Source organism: Streptomyces sp. NPDC091376 (assembly GCF_044757085.1).
Taxonomy (GTDB): domain Bacteria; phylum Actinomycetota; class Actinomycetes; order Streptomycetales; family Streptomycetaceae; genus Streptomyces; species Streptomyces pratisoli.
This window is the reverse complement of sequence record NZ_JBIVUF010000003.1, coordinates 489,012-513,684: the sequence shown is the minus strand read 5'-3', so window position 1 is coordinate 513,684 and position 24,673 is coordinate 489,012. Positions and strand designations below refer to the sequence as shown.

The following is a 24,673-nucleotide window of genomic DNA, read 5'->3' as shown; positions in this document are numbered from 1 at the left end:
GGTTGATAGGCCGGATATGGAAGCCCAGTAATGGGTGGAGTTGACCGGTACTAATAGGCCGAGGGCTTGTCCTCAGTTGCTCGCGTCCACTGTGTGGTTCCCGGGTTGCGAACAGTCGCACCGGTCGAACCAGAATCACTTACTTAATTGAAAAGTGTGCTTGTTCGCTCGAACCCGATAGGGTTTCGGTGGTCATAGCGTTAGGGAAACGCCCGGTTACATTTCGAACCCGGAAGCTAAGCCTTTCAGCGCCGATGGTACTGCAGGGGGGACCCTGTGGGAGAGTAGGACGCCGCCGAACAATCTTTCAGGACCCGTGGTCCCAGCGTTCAGCTGGGACCACGGGTCCTTTTTGTTTTTCCTTGCTTTTCCTCAAAGCGCGTCGGTTGGCCGGCTGCGCGAGAATGACTGCGGTACACGAAGACAGGAGCCATACCCATGCCCACCAACTCTGCCGACGATCGTCCGGAGCGCGAGCCGCGTCGCCGGGACGGTGGTGGTGACCGGGGCGGCTACCGAGGAGGACCGCGCCGGGACGACAGCCGGGACAACCGCGGTGGCGGCGACAACCGCGGTGGCGGCGGATTCCGCCGCGACGACCGTGGACCCCGACGCGATGACCGGGACCAGGACCGCGACCGCGGTCGTTCCTTCCCGCGTGACGATCGTGGATACGGTCGCCGCGACGACCGCCGGGATGACCGTCGAGATGACAGCCGTGGCGGACGCTTCCCGAGGGACGACCGTGGCTATGCGCGTCGCGATGATCGTCGTGACGATCGTGGGCCTCGTCGTGACGATGACCGTGGTGGCTTCCGTCGCGATGATCGTCGTGACGATCGTGGGCCTCGTCGTGACGATGACCGTGGTGGCTTCCGTCGCGATGATCGTCGGGACGATCGTGGGCCTCGTCGTGACGATGACCGTGGTGGCTTCCGTCGTGACGACCGGCGGGACGATCGTGGGCCTCGTCGTGATGACGACCGTGGTGGCTTCCGTCGTGACGACCGCCGCGATGACCGTGGCACGTACGGCCGTCGTGATGACCGTGCTCCGCACCGTGACGACCGCCGTGACGATCGTGGTGGTTTCCGTCGCGATGATCGTCGTGATGACCGTGGGCCTCGTCGTGACGATGACCGTGGTGGCTTCCGTCGCGATGATCGTCGGGACGATCGTGGGCCTCGTCGTGACGATGACCGTGGTGGCTTCCGTCGCGATGATCGTCGGGACGATCGTGGGCCTCGTCGTGACGATGACCGTGGTGGCTTCCGTCGTGACGACCGGCGGGACGATCGTGGGCCTCGTCGTGACGACCGTCGCGATGACCGTGGCACGTACGGCCGTCGTGATGACCGTGCTCCGCGCCGTGACGACCGCCGTGACGATCGTGGTGGTTTCCGCCGCGACGACCAGTCGCGTGGGCCTCGTCGTGATGACGACCGTGGTGGTTTCCGTCGCGATGATCGTCGTGACGATCGTGGGCCCCGTCGCGACGACGACCGCGGCGGCTTCCGTCGCGACGACCGGCGGGACGACCGGGCGCGCGGTGGCTACCGCGGACGTGACGACCGCGGTGGCTACGGCCGTCGTGACGACCGGGACCGGGACCGCGGTCGGGATCGTGACAGGGAGCCGATCAAGCGGCTGCCGATCCCCGAGGACGTCACCGGTGAGGAGATCGACAAGGACGTCCGGCAGGAGCTCCAGAGCCTGCCCAAGACACTCGCCGAGGACGTCGCCAAGAACCTCGTCATGGTCGCGCGGCTGATCGACGAGGACCCGGAGCAGGCGTACGCGTACTCCCGTGTGGCGCTGCGGCTCGCGTCGCGTGTCGCCGCGGTGCGCGAGGCCGCCGGCTTCGCCGCCTACGCGACGCAGAAGTACTCGGAGGCGCTGGCGGAGTTCCGTGCCGCGCGCCGGATGACCGGGAGCCTCGAACTCTGGCCCGTGATGGCCGACTGCGAGCGTGGGCTCGGTCGGCCCGAGCGCGCCCTGGCGATGGCCGGCGAGGCGGAGGTGCAGAAGCTCGACAAGGCGGGACAGGTCGAGATGCGTCTCGTCGCCGCCGGCGCCCGCCGTGACATGGATCAGCTCGAAGCCGCGATCGTGACCCTGCAGAGCCCGGAGCTGGCGTCGAACTCCGTACAGCCGTGGACCGCGCGACTGCGGTACGCGTACGCGGACGCGCTGCTGGCGGCCGGTCGTGAGGGCGAGGCGCGCGAGTGGTTCGCGAAGGCGGTCGAGGCGGACAAGGACGGCGCGACCGATGCCTCAGACCGGCTCGCGGAGCTGGACGGCGTGGAGTTCGTCGACGCGATGTCCGACGAGACCGACACCTCCGATGAGCCTGACTCCGCCGACGACTCCGTCGACGCCGCCGATGCCGCCGATGCCGCCGGCGCCGGCGAGGTCGAGGACCTGAGCGAGAGCCAGGACCGTGACGCCGAGGACGCCGAGGACGCGGACGACGACGTGGACGAGGACGACGACGTGGACGAGGACGACGACAAGTCCTGACCCGGCTGCGCCGTACAGGTGAGCAAGAAGGCCCGGCCCCGACGAGTGCGAACTCGTGGGGGCCGGGCCTTCGTCGTCTCGGCTCAGTCGACGTTCAGGCTGCGCAGCACCAGGCCCGTCGCCGGCTTCGGGCCGAACGACGTCGACTTCCGAGGCATCGTGACCCCCTGTCTGGCGAGGTCCCGGACGACGTCCTCCCGTACCGGATGCATCAGTACGGCCGTGCCACCGCGGCGTTCGGCCTGGACGACCGCGGCCTCGGTGTCGTGGATGTAGGTGATCTCCTCGGGCGAGTCCGGGATGCGCCAGATGTGGTCGAGGAGGGTGGCGTGCAGGACGGTCGCGTCGAGGCGCCGCCAGGCGTCCGGACGGTCGGCCGGTACGGTGCGCGTCAGCAGGGCGGCGTCCGGGCGGTCGACGAGATGGAACCGGCCGTCTCCGGCGAGCAGATACGCGTTGCCCTCGTCCGCGGCCTCGGCCAGCGCACGGAGGGCGTCCTGGAGCGGGCCGTCGATCTCGCGGACACGGAAGAGCCCGTCGACGGCGGTGAGCGCGTCCGCGACCGGCAGCCGGTTCAGCAGCCGGTGGATCGCGCGGACCTGGAGCGGATAGCGGGCCGTGTCGATCAGCAGCACCAGGCCGTAGCTCCACGCGCCCGGCTCAGGCCTCTCGTCGCGCAGCCTGAGGTAGGTGGCCCACCGATGGTGGCCGTCGGCGATGAGCGCCTGCTGGCGCGTGAGGTCGGTGGCGATCTCCGCCAGGTCGACGGGATCCGTGACCGACCAGAGGCGGTGGCTGAAGCCGTCCTCCGTCGTCGTCGCCAGCAGCGGCCGTTCCTGGATCACGCGCTCGATGACCGCGCCGGCCCCGTTCGCCGGTCCGTCGCTGCGGTAGGTGAACAGCAGCGGTTCGAGATTGGCCCCGGTGGTGCGCATCAGGTCCGTGCGGTCGGCGACCACATGCGGCATCACGTCCTCGTGGGGGAGAACGATGCCCTCTTCGGGGGAGGACAGCGCCAGGGCGCCGATGATGCCGCGCTGCAGGATGCCGCCCTTGCGTTGCTCGTAGACGTACAGCGCGGGCTCGGGGTCGGGGGCGAGGACGCCTTCGGCCAGCCAGCGGTCCAGGGTCTCGGCGGCCTGCTCGTGGCGTGCCGTGGCCGTGGCCGCCTGGGGGAGGATCAGCCGGACGATGTTGTACGGGTCCGCGGACTCCAGATGGTGCAGCCCGTCGGGCCGTACGACGACGTCGTACGGCGGCGAGGTCACGGCGGCAAGGCTGCCGACCCGCTCGGGGACGTAGCGCAGTCCGCGGAACGGGAGCATGTGCAGACCTTTGGGGGTCTTGTCACCTCGCGTGTTCATTGATGCATCGTATGTGGCCGTGACGATGCGCGATGATCGGGGGAGACCGGGGGAGTACGCGGCGATCGGTATGAGCCACGGATCGAAGGCTCCGATCGGCGCGATCAGGAGCCATGAGTGAGGAGCGGACCAGCATGGGCGGGCAGCAGGGCAGGACCAGGCCGGGAGGCAGCGTGCAGGCGCTGCGCACGGTGTACGACACGGCCCTGCTCGATCTCGACGGGGTGGTGTACGCGGGCGGGGAGGCGATCCCGTACGCCGTGGACGCGCTCGGCACGGCGCGCGAGGGCGGGATGCATCTCGCGTACGTCACGAACAACGCGCTGCGGACGCCGGACGCGGTCGCCCACCATCTGACCGAGCTGGGAGTGCCGGCGGAGCCCGCCGATGTCATCACCTCGGCGCAGGCCGTGGCCCGGCTGATCGCCGAGCAGGTCCCGGCCGGAGCGCGGGTGCTCGTCGTCGGCGGCGAGGGGCTGCGGGTCGCGCTGCGGGAGCACGGGCTGGAGCCGGTGGAGTCCGCCGACGACGAGCCGGCGGCCGTGGTGCAGGGGTACGGCGGGCCCGAGCTGGCGTGGGGCCGGTTCGCGGAGGCCTGCTACGCGATCGCGCGCGGGGTGCCGTGGTTCGCGTCCAACACGGATCTGACGATCCCGAGCGCGCGCGGCATCGCGCCCGGCAACGGTGCGGCGGTCGAGGTCGTACGGATCGCGACGGGCGCCGAGCCGCGGGTCGCGGGCAAGCCGCTGCCGCCGATGCACCGGGAGACGATTCTGCGCACGGGCGCCGAGCGGCCGCTGGTGGTCGGGGACCGGCTGGACACGGACATCGAGGGCGCGTTCAACGGCGGGGTGGACTCGCTCCTCGTCCTGACCGGGGTGACGGACGCGGCGCAGCTGCTGGCGGCGGAGCCGAGGCACCGGCCCACGTACGTGGACGCGGATCTCCGGGGCCTGCTGACCGGTCAGCCCGAGGTGGTACCCGCCGGTGCGGGCGACGGGTTCGGCTGCGGGGGCTTCACGGCGTCGGTGCGTGCGGGCTCGCTCGTACTGGACGGGGAGGGCGAACCGCTGGACGGGCTGCGGGCGTTGTGCGCGGCGGCGTGGACGCACGCGGGGGACGCGGCGGGAACGCTCGACGCGGGGAAGGCGCTGGCACGCTTGGGCCGGTGAAGGCGGGCGCGGTGCTCCGGCTCCCGCCTCCGAGCAGAATGCGAGGGTAGGCTAACCTAACCGCGTGTTGGTCGACAGTCCTCCTGAACAGAGCGCGGATCAGACGTCCGCAGCGTCCCCGCCCGAGCCGCGCAAGCGCCATGCGCTGCGCGCCGCCGGGCTGCTGCTGGCCGTCGGCGTCCTGCTGCTGGTCTGTGTCGCAAGCATCGCGATCGGCGCCAAGTCGGTCCCGGTCGCTGATGTGTGGCACGGGCTCTTCCAGAACTCCGGTACCGGCAACGACGTGATCGTTCACGATGTGCGGGTGCCGAGGACCGTGCTCGGGCTGTTGGTCGGTGTGGCGCTCGGTCTGGCGGGCGCGGTGATGCAGGCGCTCACCCGCAATCCGCTGGCCGAGCCCGGACTGCTCGGGGTGAACGCGGGCGCGGCCGCCGCCGTCGTGACGGCGATCAGCTTCTTCGGTGTCACCTCGCTCAGTGCCTACGTGTGGTTCGCCTTCTTCGGCGCCGGGGTCGTCTCGGTGGTCGTGTACGTGCTCGGGGGCAGCCGCGGAGCCACGCCGGTGCGGCTCGCGCTCGCCGGCACCGCGGCGACCGCCGCGCTGTTCGGCTACGTCAACGCCGTACAGCTGCTGGACTCGGCCGCGCTGGACCGGTTGCGCTTCTGGACCGTCGGATCGCTCGCCTCGGCCGATCCGGCGACGATCTCCAAGGTCGCCCCGTTCATCGGCGTGGGGACTCTTCTCGCGCTGCTGATCGCCCGGCCGCTGAACGCCCTGGAGATGGGCGACGACACCGCTCGCGCACTCGGCGCCCGGCTGACCCGTACGCGGATCCTGGCCATGCTCGCGGTCACGCTGCTGTGCGGTGCGGCGACCGCCGCGTGCGGGCCGATCGTCTTCATCGGGCTGATGGTCCCGCATCTGGTGCGGGCCATCACCGGCCCGGACATGCGGTGGATCCTGCCGTACGCCGCCGTGCTCTCGCCCGTGCTGCTGCTCGGTTCCGACGTCGTCGGCCGGGTCGTGGCACGCCCGTCCGAGCTGCAGGTCGGCGTCGTCACCGCGTTCATCGGCGGGCCCGTCTTCATCTATCTCGTACGCCGCAAGAGGATGGCGCAGCTGTGAAGGCCGTGAAAGCGATACGCAGCCCGGGCGGGCTGTCCGTCCGTGTCGACCCGAGGGCGGCGCTCGTCGTCGTGCTGCTGCTGGCCGCCGCGTCCACCGCGGCCGTCGTGCTGGTCGGCAGCGGTGACTTCCCGATGACGCCGGGCGAGGTCGTCGAGACGCTGCTCGGCAACGGCACGCCCGCGCAGGAGTTCATCGTCCAGGACGTGCGGCTGCCCCGGGTGCTGGTGGCACTGCTCGTCGGGGCGGCGCTCGCGGTCGGCGGGGCGGTCTTCCAGTCCATCTCCCGCAATCCGCTGGGCAGTCCGGACGTCCTCGGCTTCGGGCAGGGGTCGTCCGTCGGTGCGCTGACGGTGATCGTGCTGTTCAAGGGCGATGCCTTCGCCACCGCGGGCGGGGCCATCGTCGGCGGTCTGGTGACCGGTGCCGCCGTGTATCTGCTCGCCTGGAAGCGGGGAGTGCACGGCTACCGGCTGGTTCTGGTCGGTATCGGTGTCGCCGCGATGCTCACCGGCGCCATCCACTACCTGATCACCAAGGCCAATCTGGTGGACGCGACCCGCGCCGTGGTGTGGATGACGGGCTCGCTCGACGGGCGGGACTGGGCCCAGTTCTGGCCGCTGCTCGCCGTCTGCGCGGTGCTCATACCCCTGTGCCTGGCGTACGGGCGACCGCTGCGGATGCTGGAGATGGGGGACGACGCCGCGTACGCCCTCGGGATAGGCGTCGAGCGGACCCGGGCCGTCCTCATGGCTTCCGCCGTGCTGCTCACCGCCGTCGCCACGGCCGCGGCCGGTCCGATCGTCTTCGTCGCGCTCAGCGCACCGCAGCTCGCCCGCCGGCTGACGCGCTCGCCCGGGCCGAACATCGCGGCGAGCGCCATGATGGGCGCCGCCCTGCTCGCCACGGCCGACTGGGTGGCGACCTCCGCCTTCGGCGACCGGCAGCTGCCGGTCGGTGTCGTCACCGGCGTGCTCGGTGGTGTGTATCTGCTCTGGCTGCTCGTCACCGAGCGCAAGGCGGGACGGATATGACGGCCCGGTCCGAGCAGACGACCGCAGACCAGCACCAGACCGAGAAGAACCCCAGGAGTACGTCCATGCAGCGCCTCACCGCGGAATCGGTCACCCTCGCCTACGACCAGCGGGTGATCGCCGAGGACCTCTCGGTGGAGATACCCGACAACTCGTTCACGGTGATCGTCGGTCCGAACGCCTGCGGCAAGTCGACCTTGCTGCGCGCGCTCTCGCGGATGCTCAAGCCCAGTACGGGCCGGGTGCTGCTGGACGGGCAGACGATCCACTCGATGCCCGCGAAGAAGGTCGCCAGGACGCTCGGTCTGCTGCCGCAGTCGTCGATCGCCCCCGACGGCATCACCGTCGGCGACCTCGTCGCCCGCGGCCGCTATCCGCACCAGGGGCTGCTGCGCCAGTGGTCCCGGGAGGACGAGCGGGTCGTGCAGGAGTCGATGGCCGCGACCGGGGTCGCCGAGCTCGCCGACCGGTACGTGGACGAGCTGTCCGGCGGCCAGCGCCAGCGGGTGTGGATCGCGATGGCGCTCGCCCAGCAGACCCCGCTGCTGCTCCTCGACGAGCCGACGACGTTCCTCGACATCCAGCACCAGCTGGAGATCCTCGACCTCTGCGCCGAGCTGCACGAGACGCAGGGCCGCACCCTGGTCGCGGTGCTGCACGACCTCAACCAGGCAGCGCGCTACGCCACCCATCTGATCGCGATGCGCGACGGGCGGATCGCCGCCGAGGGCGCGCCGGGAGACGTCGTCACCGCCGAACTCGTCGAGCGGGTCTTCGGGGTTCGTGCGCAGGTCATCGACGACCCGGAGACCGGCACGCCGCTGGTGGTGCCGCTGGCGCGGGCCCGTCGGGCCGCCCCGGACGCCCAGGAGGCGCCCGGGACGGACTCCGCCGAGGCGGCGTCCGGGACGGAGACCGACGCGGCGCCGACCGGTGCGGTGACTACAGCAGCGCCCTGAGGCGCAGCAGATCGCGGAAGCCGGCCTCGAGCCGCACCCGGCCCGAGGCCCAGGCCTTCGCGAAGTTCAGCCGCCCGTCGACCATCGCCACCAGGTCGTCCCCGGTCATCGCGAGCCTGATCTCCGCCTTCTCGGCAGGCGGGCCGTCCAGCGTGTCCAGCACCTCGATCCGGCCCGCCGTGAGGCGCCCGGTGAAAGTGATGTCCAGGTCCTTGATGTGGCAGCTCAGGGAACGGTCGAGCGCGGCCGCGCTGCGCACGTCCCCGTCCGCCTTCGCCAGATTGTCCGAAAGTCTGTCGAGTGCGCTGCGGCACTCCTCCGTCGTCGCCATCGTGATCGACGGTACCCCAGGCCTTCGCGGTAGCGTCTGGGCATGAGCGACTCGATCGAAACGTCCCGGGCGGAGTACGAGACGTCCGGGGCGGCACCGGCGCCGCAGACCGCCGAGGCCCCGCCCGCCGGCGGCGAGCCCGAGCCGGCGGTCGAGGCGTACGACCCCGGCGCGCCCGCGCCCCTCGGGGTCGAGCGCGTCCCCACCGGCCATGCCGGGGTCGACGCGCGCCTGGAGCGGCTGGCCGACGCCGACCACCTCCCTGCGGACGGCCACCTGGAGGTGTACGAGGATGTACACAGGGGCCTGCGCGACACGCTGACCGCGCTGGACGCCCGCCCGGAAGACTCGTACAACCACAGGAGCTGAACCGAACGTGGCAGGAGTGGCACGCCGCCGTCTCGACGCCGAGCTGGTACGCCGCAAGCTGGCCCGCTCGCGTGAGCACGCGAGCCAGCTGATCGCGGCGGGACGCGTCACCATCGCCGGCAACACCGCCACCAAGTCCGCCACCCAGGTCGAGACCAGCGCCGCCATCGTCGTCGCCCAGGACGACGCGGACCCCGAGTACGTGTCGCGTGGCGGCCACAAGCTCGCGGGCGCGTTCGAGGCCTTCGTGCCGAGGGGGCTGAAGGTCGGGGGACGGCGGGCGCTGGACGCGGGAGCGTCCACCGGCGGATTTACCGATGTGCTGCTCCGGGCCGGTGCGGCCCGTGTCGTCGCCGTCGACGTCGGGTACGGCCAGCTCGCCTGGTCCCTGCAGAGCGATGAACGCGTCACGGTCAAGGACCGTACGAATGTCCGTGAGTTGACCCTGGAGGCGATCGACGGGGAGGCGGTGGACCTGATCGTCGGTGATCTGTCCTTCATCCCGCTCGGCCTCGTGCTGCCCGCACTCGTGCGGTGCGCGGCGCCCGACGCCGATCTCGTCCTCATGGTCAAGCCGCAGTTCGAGGTCGGCAAGGAGCGCCTCGGCAGCGGGGGAGTGGTGCGCAGCCCGGAGCTGCGTGCCGACGCGGTACGGACCGTGGCGCGACAGGCCGGCGAGCTGGGCCTGGGCGTGCTGGGAGTGACCGCCAGTCCGTTGCCGGGACCTTCCGGCAATGTCGAGTACTTTCTGTGGCTCCGGGCCGGGGCGCCGGAACTCGACCCGGCGGATGTCGATCGTGCAGTGGCGGAGGGGCCGCGTTGAGCGATACGAACGATACGAGCACGGACACGAGGGCACGGACACGTACCGTCTTCCTGCTGGCGCACACCGGTCGGCCCGCGGCCATCCGGAGCGCCGAACTCGTCGTCCAGGGCCTGCTGAGGGCGGGCCTCGGGGTGCGGGTGCTCGCCTTCGAGGCGGCCGATCTGCCGCTGCCGCAGTCGGTGGAGACGGTGCCCGAGGCCACGCCCGAGGTGCTCGACGGCTGTGAGCTGCTGATCGTGCTGGGCGGCGACGGGACGCTGCTGCGCGGGGCGGAGTTCGCCCGTGCGTCGGGGGTGCCGATGCTCGGCGTCAACCTGGGTCGGGTCGGGTTCCTCGCGGAGGCCGAGCGCGACGACCTCGACAAGGTCGTCGACCGGGTCGTGACACGGGCGTACGAGGTCGAGGAGCGGATGACCCTCGATGTGGTCGTGCGCCGTAACGGAGACATCGTGCACCGGGACTGGGCGCTGAACGAGGCCGCCGTCCAGAAGGTCTCGCCCGAGCGGATGCTCGAGGTCGTGCTGGAGATCGACGGGCGGCCGGTGACGGGGTTCGGCTGCGACGGCATCGTGTGCGCGACGCCGACCGGGTCGACCGCGTACGCCTTCTCGGCCGGCGGGCCGGTGGTGTGGCCCGAGGTGGAGGCCCTGCTGATGGTTCCGATCAGCGCGCACGCCCTGTTCGCGAAGCCGCTGGTCACCTCGCCGACGTCGGTGCTCGCGGTGGAGGTCCAGCCGGGGACGCCGCACGGGGTGCTGTGGTGCGACGGCCGTCGCGCGGTCGAGCTGCCGGCGGCGGCGCGGGTGGAGGTGCGGCGGGGCGAGGTGCCGGTGCGCCTCGCGCGGCTGCACCACGCCTCGTTCACCGACCGGCTGGTGGCGAAGTTCGCCCTTCCCGTGTCGGGGTGGCGGGGCGCTCCCCACTCCCACTGACCGCGGATTCCGCCCCTCGCAGGGGTGACGCGGGGGTGCCCCCACCTGCGGGTCCGTACGCGAGGGGCGGGGGCCGTCGCACAGTCGGCCCCGGACCTCGTAAGGTCTTCCCCGTGTTGGAGGAGATGCGGATACGGTCGCTCGGGGTCATCGACGACGCCGTCGTCGAGCTGTCACCAGGCTTCACGGCGGTGACCGGTGAGACCGGTGCGGGCAAGACCATGGTCGTCACCAGCCTCGGGCTGCTGCTCGGCGGGCGCGCCGACCCCGCCCTCGTGCGGATCGGCGCCAAGTCGGCCGTCGTGGAGGGGCGGGTCACCATGCCCGCGGGCGCCCCCGCGGCCGTAAGAGCCGAGGAGGCCGGGGCCGAACTCGACGACGGTGCGCTGCTGATCAGCCGGACGATCTCGGCGGAGGGGCGCTCACGCGCGCACCTCGGCGGGCGTTCCGTGCCGGTCGGCATGCTGACCGAGCTCGCCGACGAGCTGGTCGCCGTGCACGGGCAGACCGACCAGCAGGGGCTCCTCAAGGCCGCGCGGCAGCGGCAGGCCCTGGACCGGTACGCGGGCGACGCGGTCGCCGTGCCGCACGCCAAGTACGCGGCCGCCTACCGGCGGCTGAGGGCCGTCTCCAACGAGCTGGCCGAGCTGACCACACGCGCCCGTGAACGCGCCCAGGAAGCCGATCTGCTGCGCTTCGGGCTGAACGAGGTCGCGGGCGTCGAGCCGCGCGCCGGCGAGGACGTGGAGCTGGCCGCCGAGGCCGAACGGCTCGGGCACGCCGAGGCCCTCGCGTCCGCGGCGTCCGTTGCCCACGCGGCGCTCGCCGGGAATCCGGAGGACCCCGAGGGCGTCGACGCGACCACCCTCGTCGCGGGCGCCGGACGGGCCCTGGACTCCGTGCGCTCCCACGACCCGGCGCTCGCCGCGCTCGCCGACCGGATGGGCGAGATCTCCATCCTGCTCGCCGATGTCGCGGGCGAGCTCGCCGGGTACGCCGACAACCTCGACGCCGATCCGCTGCGGCTGGCGGCGGTCGAGGAGCGGCGGGCCGCGCTGACCGGGCTCACCCGCAAGTACGGCGAGGACATCAACGCCGTACTGGCCTGGGCCGAGGAGAACGCCGGGCGCCTCACCGAACTGGAGGGCGACGACGACCGCATCGGCGAGCTGACCGCGGAGCGCGATGCGCTTCGTGCCGAGATCTCCGGACTGGCGCAGGCGCTGACGGACGCTCGTGCCGAGGCGGCGGCGCGGTTCGCGGAGGCGGTGACGGCGGAGCTGGCACACCTCGCGATGCCGCACGCGCGCGTGAGCATCGACATCCGCCAGTCCGAGGACCCGGAAGGGATCGAGGTCAACGGACGCGGCGTGGCCTACTCGTCGTCCGGCGCGGACGAGGTCGAGCTGCTGCTGGCCCCGCATCCGGGTGCCCAGCCGCGGCCGATCGCCAAGGGCGCGTCCGGCGGTGAGCTGTCGCGCGTGATGCTCGCGGTGGAGGTCGTGTTCGCGGGGACCGATCCCGTGCCGACGTACCTCTTCGACGAGGTCGACGCGGGCGTGGGCGGCAAGGCGGCGGTCGAGATCGGGCGCCGCCTCGCGAAGCTGGCGAAGACCGCGCAGGTGGTCGTCGTGACACACCTTCCGCAGGTGGCGGCGTTCGCGGACCGGCAGCTGCTGGTCGAGAAGACGAACGACGGGTCGGTGACCCGGTCCGGGGTCACGGTCCTGGAGGGCGAGGACCGGGTACGGGAGCTGTCCCGGATGCTCGCCGGACAGGAGGACTCCGAGACGGCGCGGGCGCACGCGGAGGAGCTGCTGGCCACCGCTCGCGCGGAGGTCTGAGGGCCCGCGCGGGTGGTGCACGGCGCACGGCGGGCGCACGGGGAAGGGCGTGCGCTGTGGATGTGCGCCAATGACGTCGGGCGCACCGTCCGTCCGCTCGTGAGGCGGCCGTGATCGCCACGGGGCCTTGCCGCGGCGGGATCACCGGATGCGGACGCTCACCCATGTGAGTGATCCGGGTGGCGGAGTTGCGGCGCCGGACACGGGAACGACGCCTCGGCGGTGCCGGAACGTGCGTACGGACTGGCATCCTGGGCGCGTGACACAGCTGCGTACGGTCCAGGTGCTGGGCGGCGGCAGCACGGGCAGCAGCGCTCACGTCAGGTCACTGGCCGCGGGGCTGGTGGCGCGGGGAGTGGGGGTGACCGTGTGCGCCCCCGCGCCCCTGGAGCACGAATACGACTTCCTCGGCGCCGGGGCGCACTTCGTGCCCGTGCCACGGCGCGGCGACCCGGCGGCGGTCGGAGCGCTCCGCGCGGCGTGCGGGGGAGCACACGTGGTGCACGCGCACGGGCTGCACGCCGCCGTGCGGACCGCGCTGGCGCTCAGCGGCCAGGACGTGCCGCTCGTGGTCACCTGGCACAGCCGGACGCAGCCCGGAGGGGCACGCGGCCAGGTGGTGCGGCTGCTGGAGCGGAGGGTGGCACGAACGGCGGCGGTGGTGCTCGGCACGTCGTCAGAACTGGTCGACCGGGCACGCGGCCGTGGCGCGCGCGACGCCCGCCTCGCGCCGGTCGCGGTGCCGCCGCCGCGGCACGGCTCGCCCGAGAGCAAGGCGCGGGCCGAACTGGGCGCGGTCGAAAGGCCGTTGCTGACGGCGGTCGGCCGGCTCGAACCCGGCCGGGGCTACGGGACGCTCCTGGACGCCGCACACGAATGGCTCGGGCTCGACCCCGTGCCGCTGGTCGCGATCGCGGGGGAGGGCCGGGAGCGGGCCTCGCTGCAGCGGCGCATCGACACGGAAGGGCTGCCGGTCCGGCTCCTCGGCCGTCGCGACGACGTCGGCGACCTGCTGGCGGCATCCGACCTCGCGCTGCTGCCGAGCCGCTGGGAGGCCCGCTCACTGCTCGCCCAGGAGGCGCTGCGGCTCGGTGTGCCCCTGGTGGCGACCCGGGTCGGCGGCAACCCCGAACTCGTGGGCTCCGCGGCGGAGTTCGTCCCGTACGGCGACGCGGCGGCGCTCGCGGCGGCGGTGTCCGGGCTGCTGGCGGACCCCGAGCGCCGTCGTCGTCTCGCGGTGGCGGGGCGCGCGCAGGCGGCGACCTGGCCGACCGAGGACGAGACCATCGCCCAGATCCTGAGCATCTACGACGAGCTCACGGCACCTTCCCGGGGCGGGCACCGGCGCTGAGGCCGTGAGGTGCCGCGTGCGGCCCGAGCGGATGAACACCGCCCGCTTCCCGGCGGGCGCGGGTGCGGGTGCTTGCGCCGCTACGGCCTGGACGGGCGCGGGTGCTCGCGCCGCTACGGCCCGGACGGCGTCCGGCACGTCCGTCCCCGGGCCCCGCGCCCTGGGCGTGAGCCGCCGGGACCCGGCGGTCAGAGCGTGTGGCGGCGGGCTCTGAGGGCCAGGGAGAGGGCCAGGACCGTCTGGGGGTCGTCCAGGTCCGTGCCCAGGAGTTCGGAGATGCGGGCCAGGCGGTTGTAGAGGGTCTGGCGGTTGAGGTGCAGCTCGCGGGCCGTTTCCGCCTTGCGGCCCGCGTGGGCCAGAAAGGTCTGGAGCGTGGGCAGCAGTGGCGGGCGGGATGTGCGGTCGTGGTCCAGGAGAGGGCCGACCGCACGGTCCACGAAGGCCGCCAGATCGGGGTGGTCCCGCAGCCGCCACAGCAGCAGGTCGATGTCGAGGCGGCGCGCGTCGTACCAGGGCCGGTCGGGCAGACCCTGGGCAGCCGCCGCGGTCTCGGCCGCGTGGCGCAGGCCCGCCGACGCCGCCGCCCAGCCTCCCCCGACGCCCACGACGACCACCGGCGGATGCGCCCCGGCGCGTTCGAGGCCCGCCCGTTCCAGGCCCGCGCGCAGCGCCGCCGCGACCCGGTCCGCCACCGCCGTACGCTCCGAGTCCGAGCGCAGCCCCACCAGCAGCGGCACCCGGCCCTCCACGGGCCGGACGCCCAGCAGCACGGGCACGCCCACCGAGGACAGCTCCTCCAGCACCGCCCGGGCCAGCAGCGCCCAGTTGCCGGACGGGGAGAGTTCGGGCGCGAGCCGCATCACCACGGGCAGCAGCGGCCCGTCACCCGGCCGGAAGCCCAGGACCTTCGCCTGCGCGGGCGCGTCCTCGGCCACGATGCGGCCTTCGGCGAGGTCGGTGAGGAAGTCGCCGCGGCCGCGCGCCGCCAGCTCGTCCTCCTGGCGGGCCTGCATCAGGACCACCGCGAGGACTCCCGCCGCGCGTTCGGCCGCCATCCGGTGCACCGGCAGCAGCGGCCCCGACACGGCGAGCAGGACGAGCCGTGCGCGTACCGCGCCCGCTCCGTGGCCGCCGCCGGGCACATCGACCAGTACGGCCCCGACCGGTGGACCCGCCTCCCGTGCCGCGCGCTGGCCGCGCAGCCCCTCCCACACCTGGAGCGGATCGGCCGCGACCGGACCCGACTCGGTGTCCGCCGCGTACAGCAGCTGACCGTCGGCGGTCTCCAGGAACACCGGATTGGCGGTGAAGTCGGCGAGGATCCTGAGCACTTGGGGGATGCCGCCGCCCTCCAGCAGCGCCTGGGTGCACCGCCGGTACACCTCCTCGGCCCGCTGCAGCAGCGCGTAGTGCCCGTTGACGATCTCGGTGTGGACCTCCTCCGTCACCGCGACGAACGGCACCTCGCGGTGGAGCTGGATCAGCGGAAGTCCCGCCGTCCTCGCCGCCTCGACGATGGCGGCGGGCAGCCGGGTGAAGCGCGGGCCGAGCTCCACCACCAGCGCCGCGATGCCCCGGTCCGCGAGCCGGCGTACGAACGCGCGCTGCTCGGCCGGCCGGGTGCCGAGACCGAGGCCGGTCGTCAGCAGCAGTTCACCGCCCTTGAGGAGCGAGGCGATGTTCGGCACCTCGCCGGCGTGCACCCAGCGCACGGTACGGGTCAGCCGGTCCGCGCCGGCCACGACCTCCGGGAGGCCACTGCGGAGTCCGGGCAGTTCGAGTGCCCGCTGCACGGTGATGCCGCCCTGTGTTTCCATGGCCGGGACGCTACCTGGGCGAAAGTTCGAAGGACAACTGTCGGTCAGCTCGGCTTGATGTTGTGGTTCAGCCGGAACACGTTGTCCGGGTCGTAGCGGGCCTTGACGTCGGCGAGGCGCCGGTAGTTCTCGGCGCCGAAACCGGCCACGACCCGCTCCTCGCCCTCGTCGCCGATGAAGTTGAGATACACCTGGCCGATCGACCACGGCATGACGTCGGTCCTCGCGTCACGGACCCACTGCCTGCCGCGTGCGTCGTCGGCAGGGCTGTCCCAGATCCCGAAGGGGTGCGCGACCCACTCGGCGGTGCGCCACGGGAGCGGGTACCGGGCGTCCCCGCGGGCCATGGCACCGCCCATGGGGAACAGGATGTGCTGCGAGTTCGACGGTACGATCATGCTGTTCGCCCGCGCGCAGAAGACGTCCACGGCCTCGTCGGGCAGATCGCGCAGATACTCGGCCGACCAGTAGTTCCGCAGGCCCGGCGGGTCGTCGATCATGCACTGGAGATCGGCGTACGGGAGTTCCGTGACGACCTCCGCCTCGTGTCCGAGGCCGAACAGCGGCTTCGTCGCGGTGCGCAGTTCGGGCTCGGTGCCCGTGTACGTGATCAGCACCAGGCATACGGCCCGGCCCACCAGGTGTTCGGGCATGAAGTCCTCGGGCGGGCCGGTCAGATAGACGAAGCCGCCGCCGGCCTCGTCAGGCGCGGATCCCAGTACCTCCCGGTAGACGGGAAGCACTTCGGCTCCTCGCGCCGCAGGGAAGAAGAGGAAGGCCACGGACATGTCGGGCAGCGGATGCAGCTTCAGCGTCATGGACGTGGCCGCACCGAAGTTGCCGCCGCCGCCGTGCAACGCCCAGAACAGCTCCGGATGTTCGTCGTCGCTCGCGTGCACCTCGGTGCCGTCGGCCGTCACGAGGTCGACGGCGAGGAGGTTGTCGCAGGCCAGGCCGAACTTCCGCTCCAGCCAGCCCGATCCGCCGCCGAGCGTGAACCCACCGATGCCGGTGGTGGAGGCCCGCCCGCCCGTGGTCGCCAGGTCGTACGGCTGGGTCGCCCGGTCCAGATGGCTCATCGTCGCACCGCCGCCGACCCGGGCCGTACGGGCGTCCGGGTCCACCGTGACCGCGTGCATCCGGCGCAGGTCGACCACGAGACCACCGTCGGTGGCGGCGAGCCCCGCGACGCTGTGACCGCCCCCGCGGACGGCCAGTTCGAGCTCGTGCTCCCGGGCGAAGCGGATCGCCGCGGCCACATCGCCGGCGGACTCGCACAGGACGATCACCGTCGGCCGCCGGTCGATCATCGCGTTGAAGATCGAGCGGGCCTCGTCGTATCCGGCGTCATCCGCTGTGACGGCCTCACCGGTCAGGGATTCGCGGAGTCCTCTCAGGGCGGCTTCCGTGAGGGGTTGGGACGCCATGATGCCCCCTTCCGGGGCGCGAGCAGGACCCTTCCATCGTAAGAAGCCACCCGGCACGGCGCGCGGTCGCGTGATGACCCCGATGCCGGAAGGGGCGGTGCGGCGCCGAGCCGCCCCGCGACGGGGCTCGGACGCCGGCCTCGTCGGGACGGGACCCCGACCGCCACCTCGCCCGGGCGGCAGCCGCGCCGGCTCCGGACCCGACCCCGGCGCTCCGTCAGGGACCCCCGGCCAACGACGCCCCGAGGGCGTGAGGGGATGCTCGCCGCGCGACGGGCGTCCGAGGGCGCCGCAGGGGTTCGGGTGGGCCCGGGGCGACGGGGGAGTGCGCGGCGAGGGGCCGGGTGAGATCTCACCCGGCCCCTCGCCGGACGCCGATGCGGAGCCCGGTCGGACGGCGGTCGGCCGCCGGCCGCGCGGCCTGACACGGTCGGTGCCGCGGGGGTACGGGGGCGCAGCTCCCGGGTCACCCCGGGCGCCCCCGCTCAGCCGCCGTACGCGCCGGAGGCCGTGAGACGCAGCGCTGTGTCGATCAGGGGGACGTGGCTGAACGCCTGCGGGAAGTTGCCCACCTGGCGCTGCAGTCGCGGGTCCCACTCCTCGGCGAGCAGCCCCAGGTCGTTGCGCAGCGACAGCAGCTTCTCGAAGAGGCGCCGGGCCTCGTCCACGCGGCCGATCATCGCCAGATCGTCCGCGAGCCAGAACGAGCAGGCGAGGAAGGCGCCCTCGTCGCCTTCGAGGCCGTCGACACCGGCCTCGTCGCCGGCCGTCGGATAGCGGAGCACGAAGCCGTCCGAGGTCGACAGCTCCCGCTGGATCGCCTCGATCGTGCCGATGACGCGCTTGTCGTCCGGCGGCAGGAAGCCCATCTGCGGAATCAGCAGCAGCGAGGCGTCGAGCTCCTTCGAGCCGTACGACTGGGTGAAGGTGTTGCGCTCCTTGTCGTAGCCCTTCTCGCAGACGTCGCGGTGGATGTCGTCGCGCAGCTCGCGCCAGCGCTCCAGCGGTCCGTCCGCGTCGCCGGACTCGATCAGCTTGATCGTGCGGTCGACGGCGACCCAGGCCATCACCTTGGAGTGGACGAAGTGCCGGCGCGGACCGCGGACCTCCCAGATGCCCTCGTCGGGCTGGTCCCAGTGGTCCTCCAGGTACCGGATCAGCTTGAGCTGGAGGACGGAGGCGTAGTCGTTGCGCGAGAGGCCCGTCATGTGCGCGAGGTGCAGGGCCTCGGTGACCTCGCCGTACACGTCGAGCTGGAGCTGGTTCGCCGCGCCGTTGCCGACCCGTACCGGCGCGGAGCCCTCGTACCCCGGCAGCCAGTCCAGCTCCGCCTCGCCCAGCTCACGCTCGCCGGCGATGCCGTACATGATCTGCAGGTTCTCCGGGTCGCCCGCGACGGCGCGCAGCAGCCACTCGCGCCAGGCCCGGGCCTCTTCGCGGTATCCGGTGCGCAGCAGCGAGGACAGGGTGATCGCCGCGTCGCGCAGCCAGGTGTAGCGGTAGTCCCAGTTCCGTACGCCGCCGATCTCCTCGGGCAGGGACGTCGTCGGCGCGGCGACGATCCCGCCGGTCGGGGCGTACGTCAGCGCCTTCAGCGTGATCAGCGAGCGGACGACGGACTCCCGGTAGGGGCCGTGGTACGTGCAGTGCTCGACCCACTCGCGCCAGAAGTCGGCGGTGGCGTCCAGCGCGCCCTCCGGGTCGGGCAGGGCCGGCGGCTGGTGGTGGGACGGCTGCCAGCTGATGGTGAAGGCCAGCCGGTCACCGGGGGAGACGGTGAAGTCGGAGTAGGTGGTCAGGTCCTTGCCGTGGGTCTCGACCGGGGTGTCCAGCCACACCGAGTCCGGGCCGGCGACCGCGACCGTGCGGTTGTCGACCTTGTGCACCCAGGGCACCACCCGGCCGTACGAGAACCGCATGCGCAGCGCCGAACGCATCGGCACGCGCCCGCTCACACCCTCGACGATCCGGACCAGCTGGGGAGCGCCGTCACGGGGCGGCATGAAATCCGTCACGCGGACCGTGCCGCGTGGCGTGTCCCACTCCGATTCCAGGATCAGCGAATCCCCCCGGTACCGGCGACGACTGGCCGTGGGCGGCTCCGCGCCCGCCGCGTACGCGGGTCCGAGCCGCCAGAATCCGTGCTCCTCGGTGCCGAGAATCCCGGCGAAGATGGCATGCGAGTCGAAGCGGGGCAGGCACAGCCAGTCGACTGTGCCGTCCCGGCAGACCAGGGCAGCGGTCTGCATGTCTCCGATGAGTGCGTAATCCTCGATGCGCCCGGCCACGTGGATCTCCAGTCGAACGGCCACGTCCGCCCTGCGTGGCTCTTACTGCGGTCAAGGGTGTCAATCGGTTGTTGACGAGCTCGTGCTTCGGGGACGGGTGTCCCGCCCAGGCGAAACTCTGTGGGAAGGCGGGGGTGATGCCGTTCACCGGCCTGGCTCGGCAGCGATATTCCGAATCAAGTGTCCGAGCAGGATACGACGCACCCCGGTGATCCGCGCGACGCCCTCGGCAATGCAGCGCGGCCGAACGGGTGAGCGCCGGGTGAACCCCGGGAAGCCCGGTGATGGCCATGATGCCCCGTGTGGCCGGAAGCAGTCTCCCCCGGGCGCTGATACCCTGGTAGCCCGTGGACCGGTGGTGCGCCCCGCTAGGGATGGCGGCCCCCGAACCGCAGCGACGGAACCCCAGGAAATCCCAGGTAACCCCCGGATATCGCCTGAGGGACGCCGTTCCGCACGACCACCTCGCGACCACGGGAGCCCCCTCTTGGCCATGCCGCCCAAATCCACGACGACCAAGCACATCTTCGTCACCGGGGGTGTCGCCTCCTCCCTCGGCAAGGGCCTGACCGCCTCCAGCCTGGGCGCGCTCCTCAAGGCGCGGGGTCTGCGGGTCACGATGCAGAAGCTCGACCCGTATCTGAACGTCGACCCGGGCACCATGAACCCGTTCCAGCACGGTGAGGTGTTCGTCACCAACGACGGAGCCGAGACCGACCTGGACATCGGCCACTACGAGCGCTTCCTGGACGTGGACCTGGACGGCTCGGCGAACGTCACCACCGGCCAGGTGTACTCGACCGTCATCGCCAAGGAGCGCCGCGGCGAGTACCTCGGCGACACGGTCCAGGTCATCCCGCACATCACCAACGAGATCAAGCACCGCATCCGCCGCATGGCCACGGACGACGTCGACGTCGTGATCACCGAGGTCGGCGGCACCGTCGGCGACATCGAGTCGCTGCCGTTCCTCGAGACCGTCCGCCAGGTCCGCCACGAGGTGGGCCGGGACAACGTCTTCGTCGTGCACATCTCGCTGCTGCCCTACATCGGCCCCTCCGGGGAGCTGAAGACCAAGCCGACGCAGCACTCGGTGGCGGCACTGCGCAACATCGGTATCCAGCCGGACGCGATCGTGCTGCGTGCCGACCGTGAGGTCCCCACCGCGATCAAGCGCAAGATCTCGCTGATGTGCGACGTCGACGAGGCGGCCGTGGTCGCGGCCATGGACGCCAAGTCGATCTACGACATCCCGAAGGTGCTGCACACCGAGGGCCTGGACGCGTATGTCGTGCGCAAGCTCGACCTGCCGTTCCGTGACGTCGACTGGACGACGTGGGACGACCTCCTGGACCGTGTGCACAACCCCGACCACGAAGTCAGTGTCGCGCTCGTCGGCAAGTACATCGACCTGCCCGACGCCTATCTGTCGGTGACCGAGGCGATGCGCGCGGGCGGCTTCGCGAACAAGGCCCGGGTCACGGTCAAGTGGGTCACCTCCGACGACTGCCGGACGCCGGCGGGCGCCCAGAAGCAGCTCGGGGACGTCGACGCGATCCTCATCCCGGGCGGCTTCGGCGAGCGCGGTGTCGACGGCAAGGTCGGCGCGATCCAGTACGCCCGCGAGAACAAGATCCCGCTGCTCGGCCTCTGCCTGGGCCTGCAGTGCATCGTGATCGAGGCCGCGCGCAACCTGGCCGAGATCCCCGACGCCAACTCCACCGAGTTCGACGCCACCACCGCCCACCCCGTCATCTCGACGATGGAGGAGCAGCTGGCGTACGTGGAGGGCGCGGGCGACCTCGGCGGGACGATGCGCCTCGGGCTCTACCCGGCGAAGCTCGCCGACGGCTCGATCGTGCGCGAGGCCTACGCGAACGAGCCGTACGTCGACGAGCGCCACCGCCACCGCTACGAGGTGAACAACGCCTACCGCGCGGAGCTGGAGAAGAAGGCCGGACTGGTCTTCTCCGGCACCTCCCCGGACAACAAGCTCGTCGAGTACGTCGAGTACCCGCGTGAGGTGCACCCCTACCTGGTCGCCACCCAGGCCCACCCGGAGCTCCGCTCCCGCCCGACCCGCCCGCACCCGCTCTTCGCGGGCCTGGTGAAGGCCGCGGTGGCGCGCAAGACGGGCAAGTAACGCACAGGCACTACGGTGGAAACCGGGGTACGGGCCGAAAGAGGCCCCGTGCCCCGGTTCCGGCGTTCTGGGAGGACGTAGATGGCCATCAGGGACACCGCTGAGGAGTGGCAGGTCACCGCGACCGCGACTCCGTTCAGGGGCAACAAGACGAGTGTCCGCACCGACGACGTGGTCATGCCCGACGGGACGGTCGCGCGTCGTGACTACCAGGTCCACCCGGGGTCGGTGGCGGTGCTTGCCCTCGACGAGTCCGGACGCGTGCTGGTGCTCCGGCAGTACCGGCACCCCGTGCGGCAGAAGCTCTGGGAGATCCCTGCCGGACTCCTCGACGTGCCCGGTGAGAACCCGCTGACGGCGGCCCAGCGCGAGCTGTACGAGGAGGCGCACGTCAAGGCGGTCGACTGGCGTGTGCTCACGGATGTGTACACGACGCCGGGCGGCTGCGACGAGGCCGTGCGGATCTTCCTGGCCCGTGATCTGTCCGAGGCGGAGGGCGAGCGCTTCCAGGTCTCCGAGGAGGAGGCGGACATGGAGCTGGCCAGGGTGCCGCTGGAGGACCTCGTGCGCGGCGTGCTCGCCGGGGAACTGCACAACAACTGCCTGGTGGTGGGCGTGCTCGCGCTGACCGCCGCACTCGCGGGCGACGGTGTGGACGCGCTGCGCCCCGCCGAGGCGCCCTGGCCGGCGCGGCCCTTCGACGCCTAGAGGGCTGGTCTTGCTGGGCTCGTGACGCCCTGCGACTCCGTCTCCGGACCCTGCCCCGGCCGGGGAGGCGTCACGGGTGGCGTGGGCCCGGGGAGGGGTGGGCCCCGGGACTGGTGGTGTGACGATCCGCTCATCCGATCGGGGGTTACCGCGCCGCGCGCCGCCGTGCTCTGCCCGGTTCGGCGAGATGCCTGATCTACGCTCGGAGCGCCCTCGCGGACATCCCGTGGGCTCGGTTCGTGCGCAGGCAGACAGGGAGCGTGGCCCGTGACGGATCAGGCGGTGGACTTCGACGGCCCCTCGTCCGAGAACCGCCCGTCCGATCCACCGGCCGGGCCCGTGGCCGAGGCGCGGGCCCGGCATGGGACCGTTGGCCGCGTGGGTGGGCAATTCATCGGGCGCCAGCGGGAATTGAAGGCGCTGCGTTCCGACATCGAACGGGCCGGTCTCGACACGCTCGCGGGACGTAAGGCCCCGCGTGCCAGAGTGCTGCTGGTCGCCGGACGGCCCGGCTCGGGAAGGACCGCGCTCGCCGGGGAGCTGGCGCGCCGGCTGGCGGACGAGTACCCGGACGGCGTGCTGCTGGCCCGGCTCGCCGAGCCCGGCGGAGCGCCCGTACCCACCGACCGCACCGCCCGCGAGCTGCTCGATACGCTCGGGATCGCCGGCCCGCCAGGAGCGGACGAGGACCTCCTCACCGAGATGGTCCGCGAGGCCCTCGCGGTGCGCCGCTGTGTGCTCGTACTCGACGACGCGGGCGACGCGGAGCAGGTCGACCCGCTGCTGCCGGACAACCCCGAGTGCCTGGTCGTCGCCGTCGCCCAGGGCCCGCTCACCGGAATCCCCGACGTACGGCCGTGCACGATCGGCGGCATGGACGCCAAGTCCGCGATCGAGCTGCTGAGCCGCTTCACCGGCTCGGTGCGGGTCACCGTCGATCCCCAGGCCGCCGAGTCGCTCGTGGAGCAATGCGGCGGACAGCCCGCCGCGATGATGCTGGTCGGCGGCTGGCTGGCGGCCCGACCCAAGGCCTCGGTCGCCGATGCCACCAAGCAGCTGCGCGGGCTGCCCGACGACCCCGAGCAGCCCGCCGGTGCCCGGCCGCTGTCCCGGGCCTTCCGGCTCGTGTACGAATCCCTTCCGCAGCCCGCCGCGCGGATGCTGCGGCTGCTGGCCCTCGCGCCCGCAGGCCGGGCCGACGCCCACACGGCGTCAGCGCTGGCCGGGTGCTCGGTCTCGGCGGCCCGGTCGACGCTGGACGACTTCGTCGCCCTCGGACTGCTGCACGGCGTTCCGGAGGACGACCGGTACGAGGTGCCGGGCTGCCTCGCCCCGCTGCTGCACGCACTGATGACCGAGGAGGAGCGGCCGGCCGAGGTGCAGCTCGCCCGGGCGCGGATGCTGGAGCGCACCGTACGGCTGCTGCAGTCCTGCCGGGCCGTGACCGAGCCCGAGGGGTCCACGGCCCGTAAGAAGCTCGCAGGACTGCCGCGCGCCCTGCGTTTCCCGAGCGCGCAGGACGCCGGGGCCTGGCTGGAGGCCAGGCGGCCCGCCCTGATGGCGTCCGCGCGTGTCGCGGTGGCCGACGGCGAGCTGGACACGCTGGCCCGCCGGCTGATCGCCGCGCTCGTCCGGGCCCTGGTCGCCCACCGCGGCACCGAGGCCGCCGCGCCCGAGCTGTACGGACTGCACCAGCTGGTCCTGGACGTGGCCGTACGCCGCGAGCTCCACCGGGAGCAGGCCGCCGCGCTGCTGAACCTGGCCGACCTGGACGCCCGGACCGGACGTACCGAAGACGCACTGGCGCGATACCGGTCGGCTCTGGACGCCGGCCGCCGGGCAAATGACCCGTACGCCACCGGCCGCGCGATGGAATCCGTAGGTGGTGCGTATCAGGAACTGGAGGACTGGCAGCGGGCGGCCGACTGGTACGGACGCGCCCTCTCCCAGCGTCTGGCCCGCGGAGAGCGTGAGGACGAGGCACGCCTGTACGGCCGGCTCGGCGCCGTGCACACGTACGCGGGCCGCTACGGCGAGGCGCTGCGCAGCTGGCGGGCGGCCGCGGCCGGATATCGACGCCTCGGCGATCTGCCCGGCCACGCACGGGCGTTGAGCGAGGCGGCCCGGGTGCAGGAGTACGCCGGCAGGCCGCAGGAGTCGCTGCGTTCCTGCGAGGAGGCAGTCGCCTGGGCGCGGCGGGCCGGGGACCTGCGGCTCCAGGCCGCGCTCCAGCTGAGGCTGGCCGACACGCTGGACCGGCTCGGCGACTCCGCCGCGGCCAGGCTGCATCGCTCCGCTGCCGAGCAACTACTCGGAAGTGATGATTCCGGCCTGCGAAATCCGTAGTGTTTCCGTCAAAGAAACTTGCTTCGCAAGGCTAGACAGCTGGAAGTCCTTCATTAGACTGGCTCTGCCGGGTGTCGCCCCGGTCGATCCCGTTGCGCCTGGCGCATCCGGGTAAC

The 24,673-nt window shown here is 72.2% G+C and carries 18 protein-coding genes, 2 rRNA genes and 1 pseudogene; 16 read left to right on the top strand and 5 right to left on the bottom strand.

Going from position 1 to position 24,673, the window contains the following annotated elements; all coding sequences use genetic code 11:
• The 4 genes from ACIQMR_RS10070 to ACIQMR_RS10055 all read left to right on the top strand — a co-directional run.
• A 23S ribosomal RNA gene (locus ACIQMR_RS10070) occupies positions 1 to 74 on the top strand; the annotation flags it as partial.
• 110 nt (positions 75 to 184) lie between these two features.
• Positions 185 to 301, top strand: a 5S ribosomal RNA gene (gene rrf, locus ACIQMR_RS10065).
• A 255-nt stretch (positions 302 to 556) separates the two neighbouring features.
• Positions 557 to 1,771: a hypothetical protein gene (locus ACIQMR_RS10060; RefSeq protein ID WP_401384914.1), complete on the top strand. Its 1,215-nt coding sequence runs from the start codon at positions 557 to 559 to the stop codon at positions 1,769 to 1,771.
• Positions 1,756 to 2,520, top strand: coding sequence for a hypothetical protein (locus ACIQMR_RS10055; RefSeq protein ID WP_401384913.1), 765 nt, complete (start codon positions 1,756 to 1,758; stop codon positions 2,518 to 2,520). Before ACIQMR_RS10060 ends, ACIQMR_RS10055 begins: the two co-directional genes overlap by 16 nt.
• An 83-nt stretch (positions 2,521 to 2,603) precedes the next feature.
• Here ACIQMR_RS10055 and ACIQMR_RS10050 read toward each other — a convergent pair whose 3' ends face one another.
• Positions 2,604 to 3,884: a DUF1015 domain-containing protein gene (locus tag ACIQMR_RS10050; protein ID WP_401384912.1), complete on the bottom strand. Its 1,281-nt coding sequence runs from the start codon at positions 3,882 to 3,884 to the stop codon at positions 2,604 to 2,606.
• Positions 3,885 to 4,018: 134 nt separating this feature from the next.
• Between ACIQMR_RS10050 and ACIQMR_RS10045 the strand changes: the two genes are divergently transcribed.
• From ACIQMR_RS10045 to ACIQMR_RS10030, 4 genes are all read left to right on the top strand, one after another.
• Positions 4,019 to 5,056: an HAD-IIA family hydrolase gene (locus ACIQMR_RS10045; protein ID WP_401384937.1), complete on the top strand. Its 1,038-nt coding sequence runs from the start codon at positions 4,019 to 4,021 to the stop codon at positions 5,054 to 5,056.
• A gap of 64 nt (positions 5,057 to 5,120) precedes the next feature.
• Complete coding sequence (locus ACIQMR_RS10040; RefSeq protein ID WP_401384911.1) at positions 5,121 to 6,182, top strand: FecCD family ABC transporter permease; 1,062 nt, start codon at positions 5,121 to 5,123, stop codon at positions 6,180 to 6,182.
• Positions 6,179 to 7,216 carry a FecCD family ABC transporter permease gene (locus tag ACIQMR_RS10035; protein ID WP_401384910.1) on the top strand — a complete coding sequence of 346 codons (1,038 nt, stop codon included), beginning with the start codon at positions 6,179 to 6,181 and terminating at the stop codon, positions 7,214 to 7,216. The genes ACIQMR_RS10040 and ACIQMR_RS10035 overlap by 4 nt, the downstream gene beginning before the upstream one ends.
• A 65-nt stretch (positions 7,217 to 7,281) precedes the next feature.
• Complete coding sequence (locus tag ACIQMR_RS10030; RefSeq protein ID WP_401384936.1) at positions 7,282 to 8,175, top strand: ABC transporter ATP-binding protein; 894 nt, start codon at positions 7,282 to 7,284, stop codon at positions 8,173 to 8,175.
• Here the strand turns inward: ACIQMR_RS10030 and ACIQMR_RS10025 are convergent.
• The gene (locus ACIQMR_RS10025; RefSeq protein ID WP_401384909.1) at positions 8,159 to 8,506 is read right to left on the bottom strand and encodes an SCP2 sterol-binding domain-containing protein; all 348 of its coding nucleotides are present in this window, start codon (positions 8,504 to 8,506) and stop codon (positions 8,159 to 8,161) included. The genes ACIQMR_RS10030 and ACIQMR_RS10025 overlap by 17 nt on opposite strands.
• A gap of 42 nt (positions 8,507 to 8,548) precedes the next feature.
• On the opposite strand from ACIQMR_RS10025, the gene ACIQMR_RS10020 reads away from it, so the two are divergent.
• From ACIQMR_RS10020 to ACIQMR_RS10000, 5 genes are all read left to right on the top strand, one after another.
• On the top strand, positions 8,549 to 8,875 hold the full coding sequence (locus ACIQMR_RS10020) for a hypothetical protein (protein ID WP_401384908.1): 327 nt from the start codon (positions 8,549 to 8,551) through the stop codon (positions 8,873 to 8,875).
• A gap of 7 nt (positions 8,876 to 8,882) precedes the next feature.
• Entirely contained in the window at positions 8,883 to 9,698 is an 816-nt protein-coding gene (locus ACIQMR_RS10015) for a TlyA family RNA methyltransferase (protein WP_401384907.1), read from the top strand.
• A complete protein-coding gene (locus tag ACIQMR_RS10010) occupies positions 9,695 to 10,633 on the top strand; it encodes an NAD kinase (RefSeq protein WP_401384906.1) in 939 nt (312 codons plus the stop codon). Before ACIQMR_RS10015 ends, ACIQMR_RS10010 begins: the two co-directional genes overlap by 4 nt.
• 125 nt (positions 10,634 to 10,758) lie before the next feature.
• On the top strand, positions 10,759 to 12,477 hold the full coding sequence (recN, locus tag ACIQMR_RS10005) for a DNA repair protein RecN (RefSeq protein ID WP_401384935.1): 1,719 nt from the start codon (positions 10,759 to 10,761) through the stop codon (positions 12,475 to 12,477).
• Between the two features lie 259 nt (positions 12,478 to 12,736).
• Complete coding sequence (locus tag ACIQMR_RS10000; protein ID WP_401384905.1) at positions 12,737 to 13,828, top strand: glycosyltransferase family 4 protein; 1,092 nt, start codon at positions 12,737 to 12,739, stop codon at positions 13,826 to 13,828.
• A 188-nt stretch (positions 13,829 to 14,016) separates the two neighbouring features.
• On the opposite strand, the gene ACIQMR_RS09995 is transcribed toward ACIQMR_RS10000, so the two are convergent.
• From ACIQMR_RS09995 to ACIQMR_RS09985, 3 genes are all read right to left on the bottom strand, one after another.
• Positions 14,017 to 15,645, bottom strand: coding sequence for a PucR family transcriptional regulator (locus tag ACIQMR_RS09995; protein WP_401384904.1), 1,629 nt, complete (start codon positions 15,643 to 15,645; stop codon positions 14,017 to 14,019).
• A gap of 44 nt (positions 15,646 to 15,689) precedes the next feature.
• Positions 15,690 to 17,072: an FAD-binding oxidoreductase gene (locus ACIQMR_RS09990; RefSeq protein ID WP_401384903.1), complete on the bottom strand. Its 1,383-nt coding sequence runs from the start codon at positions 17,070 to 17,072 to the stop codon at positions 15,690 to 15,692.
• A gap of 485 nt (positions 17,073 to 17,557) precedes the next feature.
• Complete coding sequence (locus ACIQMR_RS09985) at positions 17,558 to 19,360, bottom strand: glycoside hydrolase family 15 protein (protein WP_401384934.1); 1,803 nt, start codon at positions 19,358 to 19,360, stop codon at positions 17,558 to 17,560.
• Positions 19,361 to 19,853: 493 nt separating this feature from the next.
• On the opposite strand from ACIQMR_RS09985, the gene ACIQMR_RS09980 reads away from it, so the two are divergent.
• The 3 genes and pseudogenes from ACIQMR_RS09980 to ACIQMR_RS09970 all read left to right on the top strand — a co-directional run.
• Positions 19,854 to 21,503 (top strand): CTP synthase, encoded by a 1,650-nt coding sequence (locus tag ACIQMR_RS09980; RefSeq protein WP_401384902.1) that lies wholly within the window; start codon positions 19,854 to 19,856, stop codon positions 21,501 to 21,503.
• Between the two features lie 81 nt (positions 21,504 to 21,584).
• On the top strand, positions 21,585 to 22,211 hold the full coding sequence (locus ACIQMR_RS09975) for an NUDIX hydrolase (RefSeq protein WP_266375247.1): 627 nt from the start codon (positions 21,585 to 21,587) through the stop codon (positions 22,209 to 22,211).
• A 339-nt stretch (positions 22,212 to 22,550) separates the two neighbouring features.
• Positions 22,551 to 24,573 (top strand): annotated as a pseudogene (locus ACIQMR_RS09970) (tetratricopeptide repeat protein); the annotation flags it as partial.
• Positions 24,574 to 24,673: the final 100 nt, after the last annotated feature.

Bases quoted from the DNA above. Each gene is read 5' to 3' on its own strand.
- ACIQMR_RS10020 (WP_401384908.1), top strand. From the start codon at position 8,549: ATGAGCGACTCGATCGAAACGTCCCGGGCGGAGTACGAGACGTCCGGG.
- ACIQMR_RS09975 (WP_266375247.1), top strand. From the start codon at position 21,585: ATGGCCATCAGGGACACCGCTGAGGAGTGGCAGGTCACCGCGACCGCG.
- ACIQMR_RS10025 (WP_401384909.1), bottom strand. From the start codon at position 8,506: ATGGCGACGACGGAGGAGTGCCGCAGCGCACTCGACAGACTTTCGGAC.
- ACIQMR_RS09990 (WP_401384903.1), bottom strand. From the start codon at position 17,072: ATGGCGTCCCAACCCCTCACGGAAGCCGCCCTGAGAGGACTCCGCGAA.
- ACIQMR_RS10050 (WP_401384912.1), bottom strand. From the start codon at position 3,884: ATGAACACGCGAGGTGACAAGACCCCCAAAGGTCTGCACATGCTCCCG.
- recN (WP_401384935.1), top strand. From the start codon at position 10,759: ATGCGGATACGGTCGCTCGGGGTCATCGACGACGCCGTCGTCGAGCTG.
- ACIQMR_RS10045 (WP_401384937.1), top strand. From the start codon at position 4,019: ATGGGCGGGCAGCAGGGCAGGACCAGGCCGGGAGGCAGCGTGCAGGCG.
- ACIQMR_RS09995 (WP_401384904.1), bottom strand. From the start codon at position 15,645: ATGGAAACACAGGGCGGCATCACCGTGCAGCGGGCACTCGAACTGCCC.
- ACIQMR_RS10055 (WP_401384913.1), top strand. From the start codon at position 1,756: ATGGTCGCGCGGCTGATCGACGAGGACCCGGAGCAGGCGTACGCGTAC.
- ACIQMR_RS10030 (WP_401384936.1), top strand. From the start codon at position 7,282: ATGCAGCGCCTCACCGCGGAATCGGTCACCCTCGCCTACGACCAGCGG.
- ACIQMR_RS09980 (WP_401384902.1), top strand. From the start codon at position 19,854: ATGCCGCCCAAATCCACGACGACCAAGCACATCTTCGTCACCGGGGGT.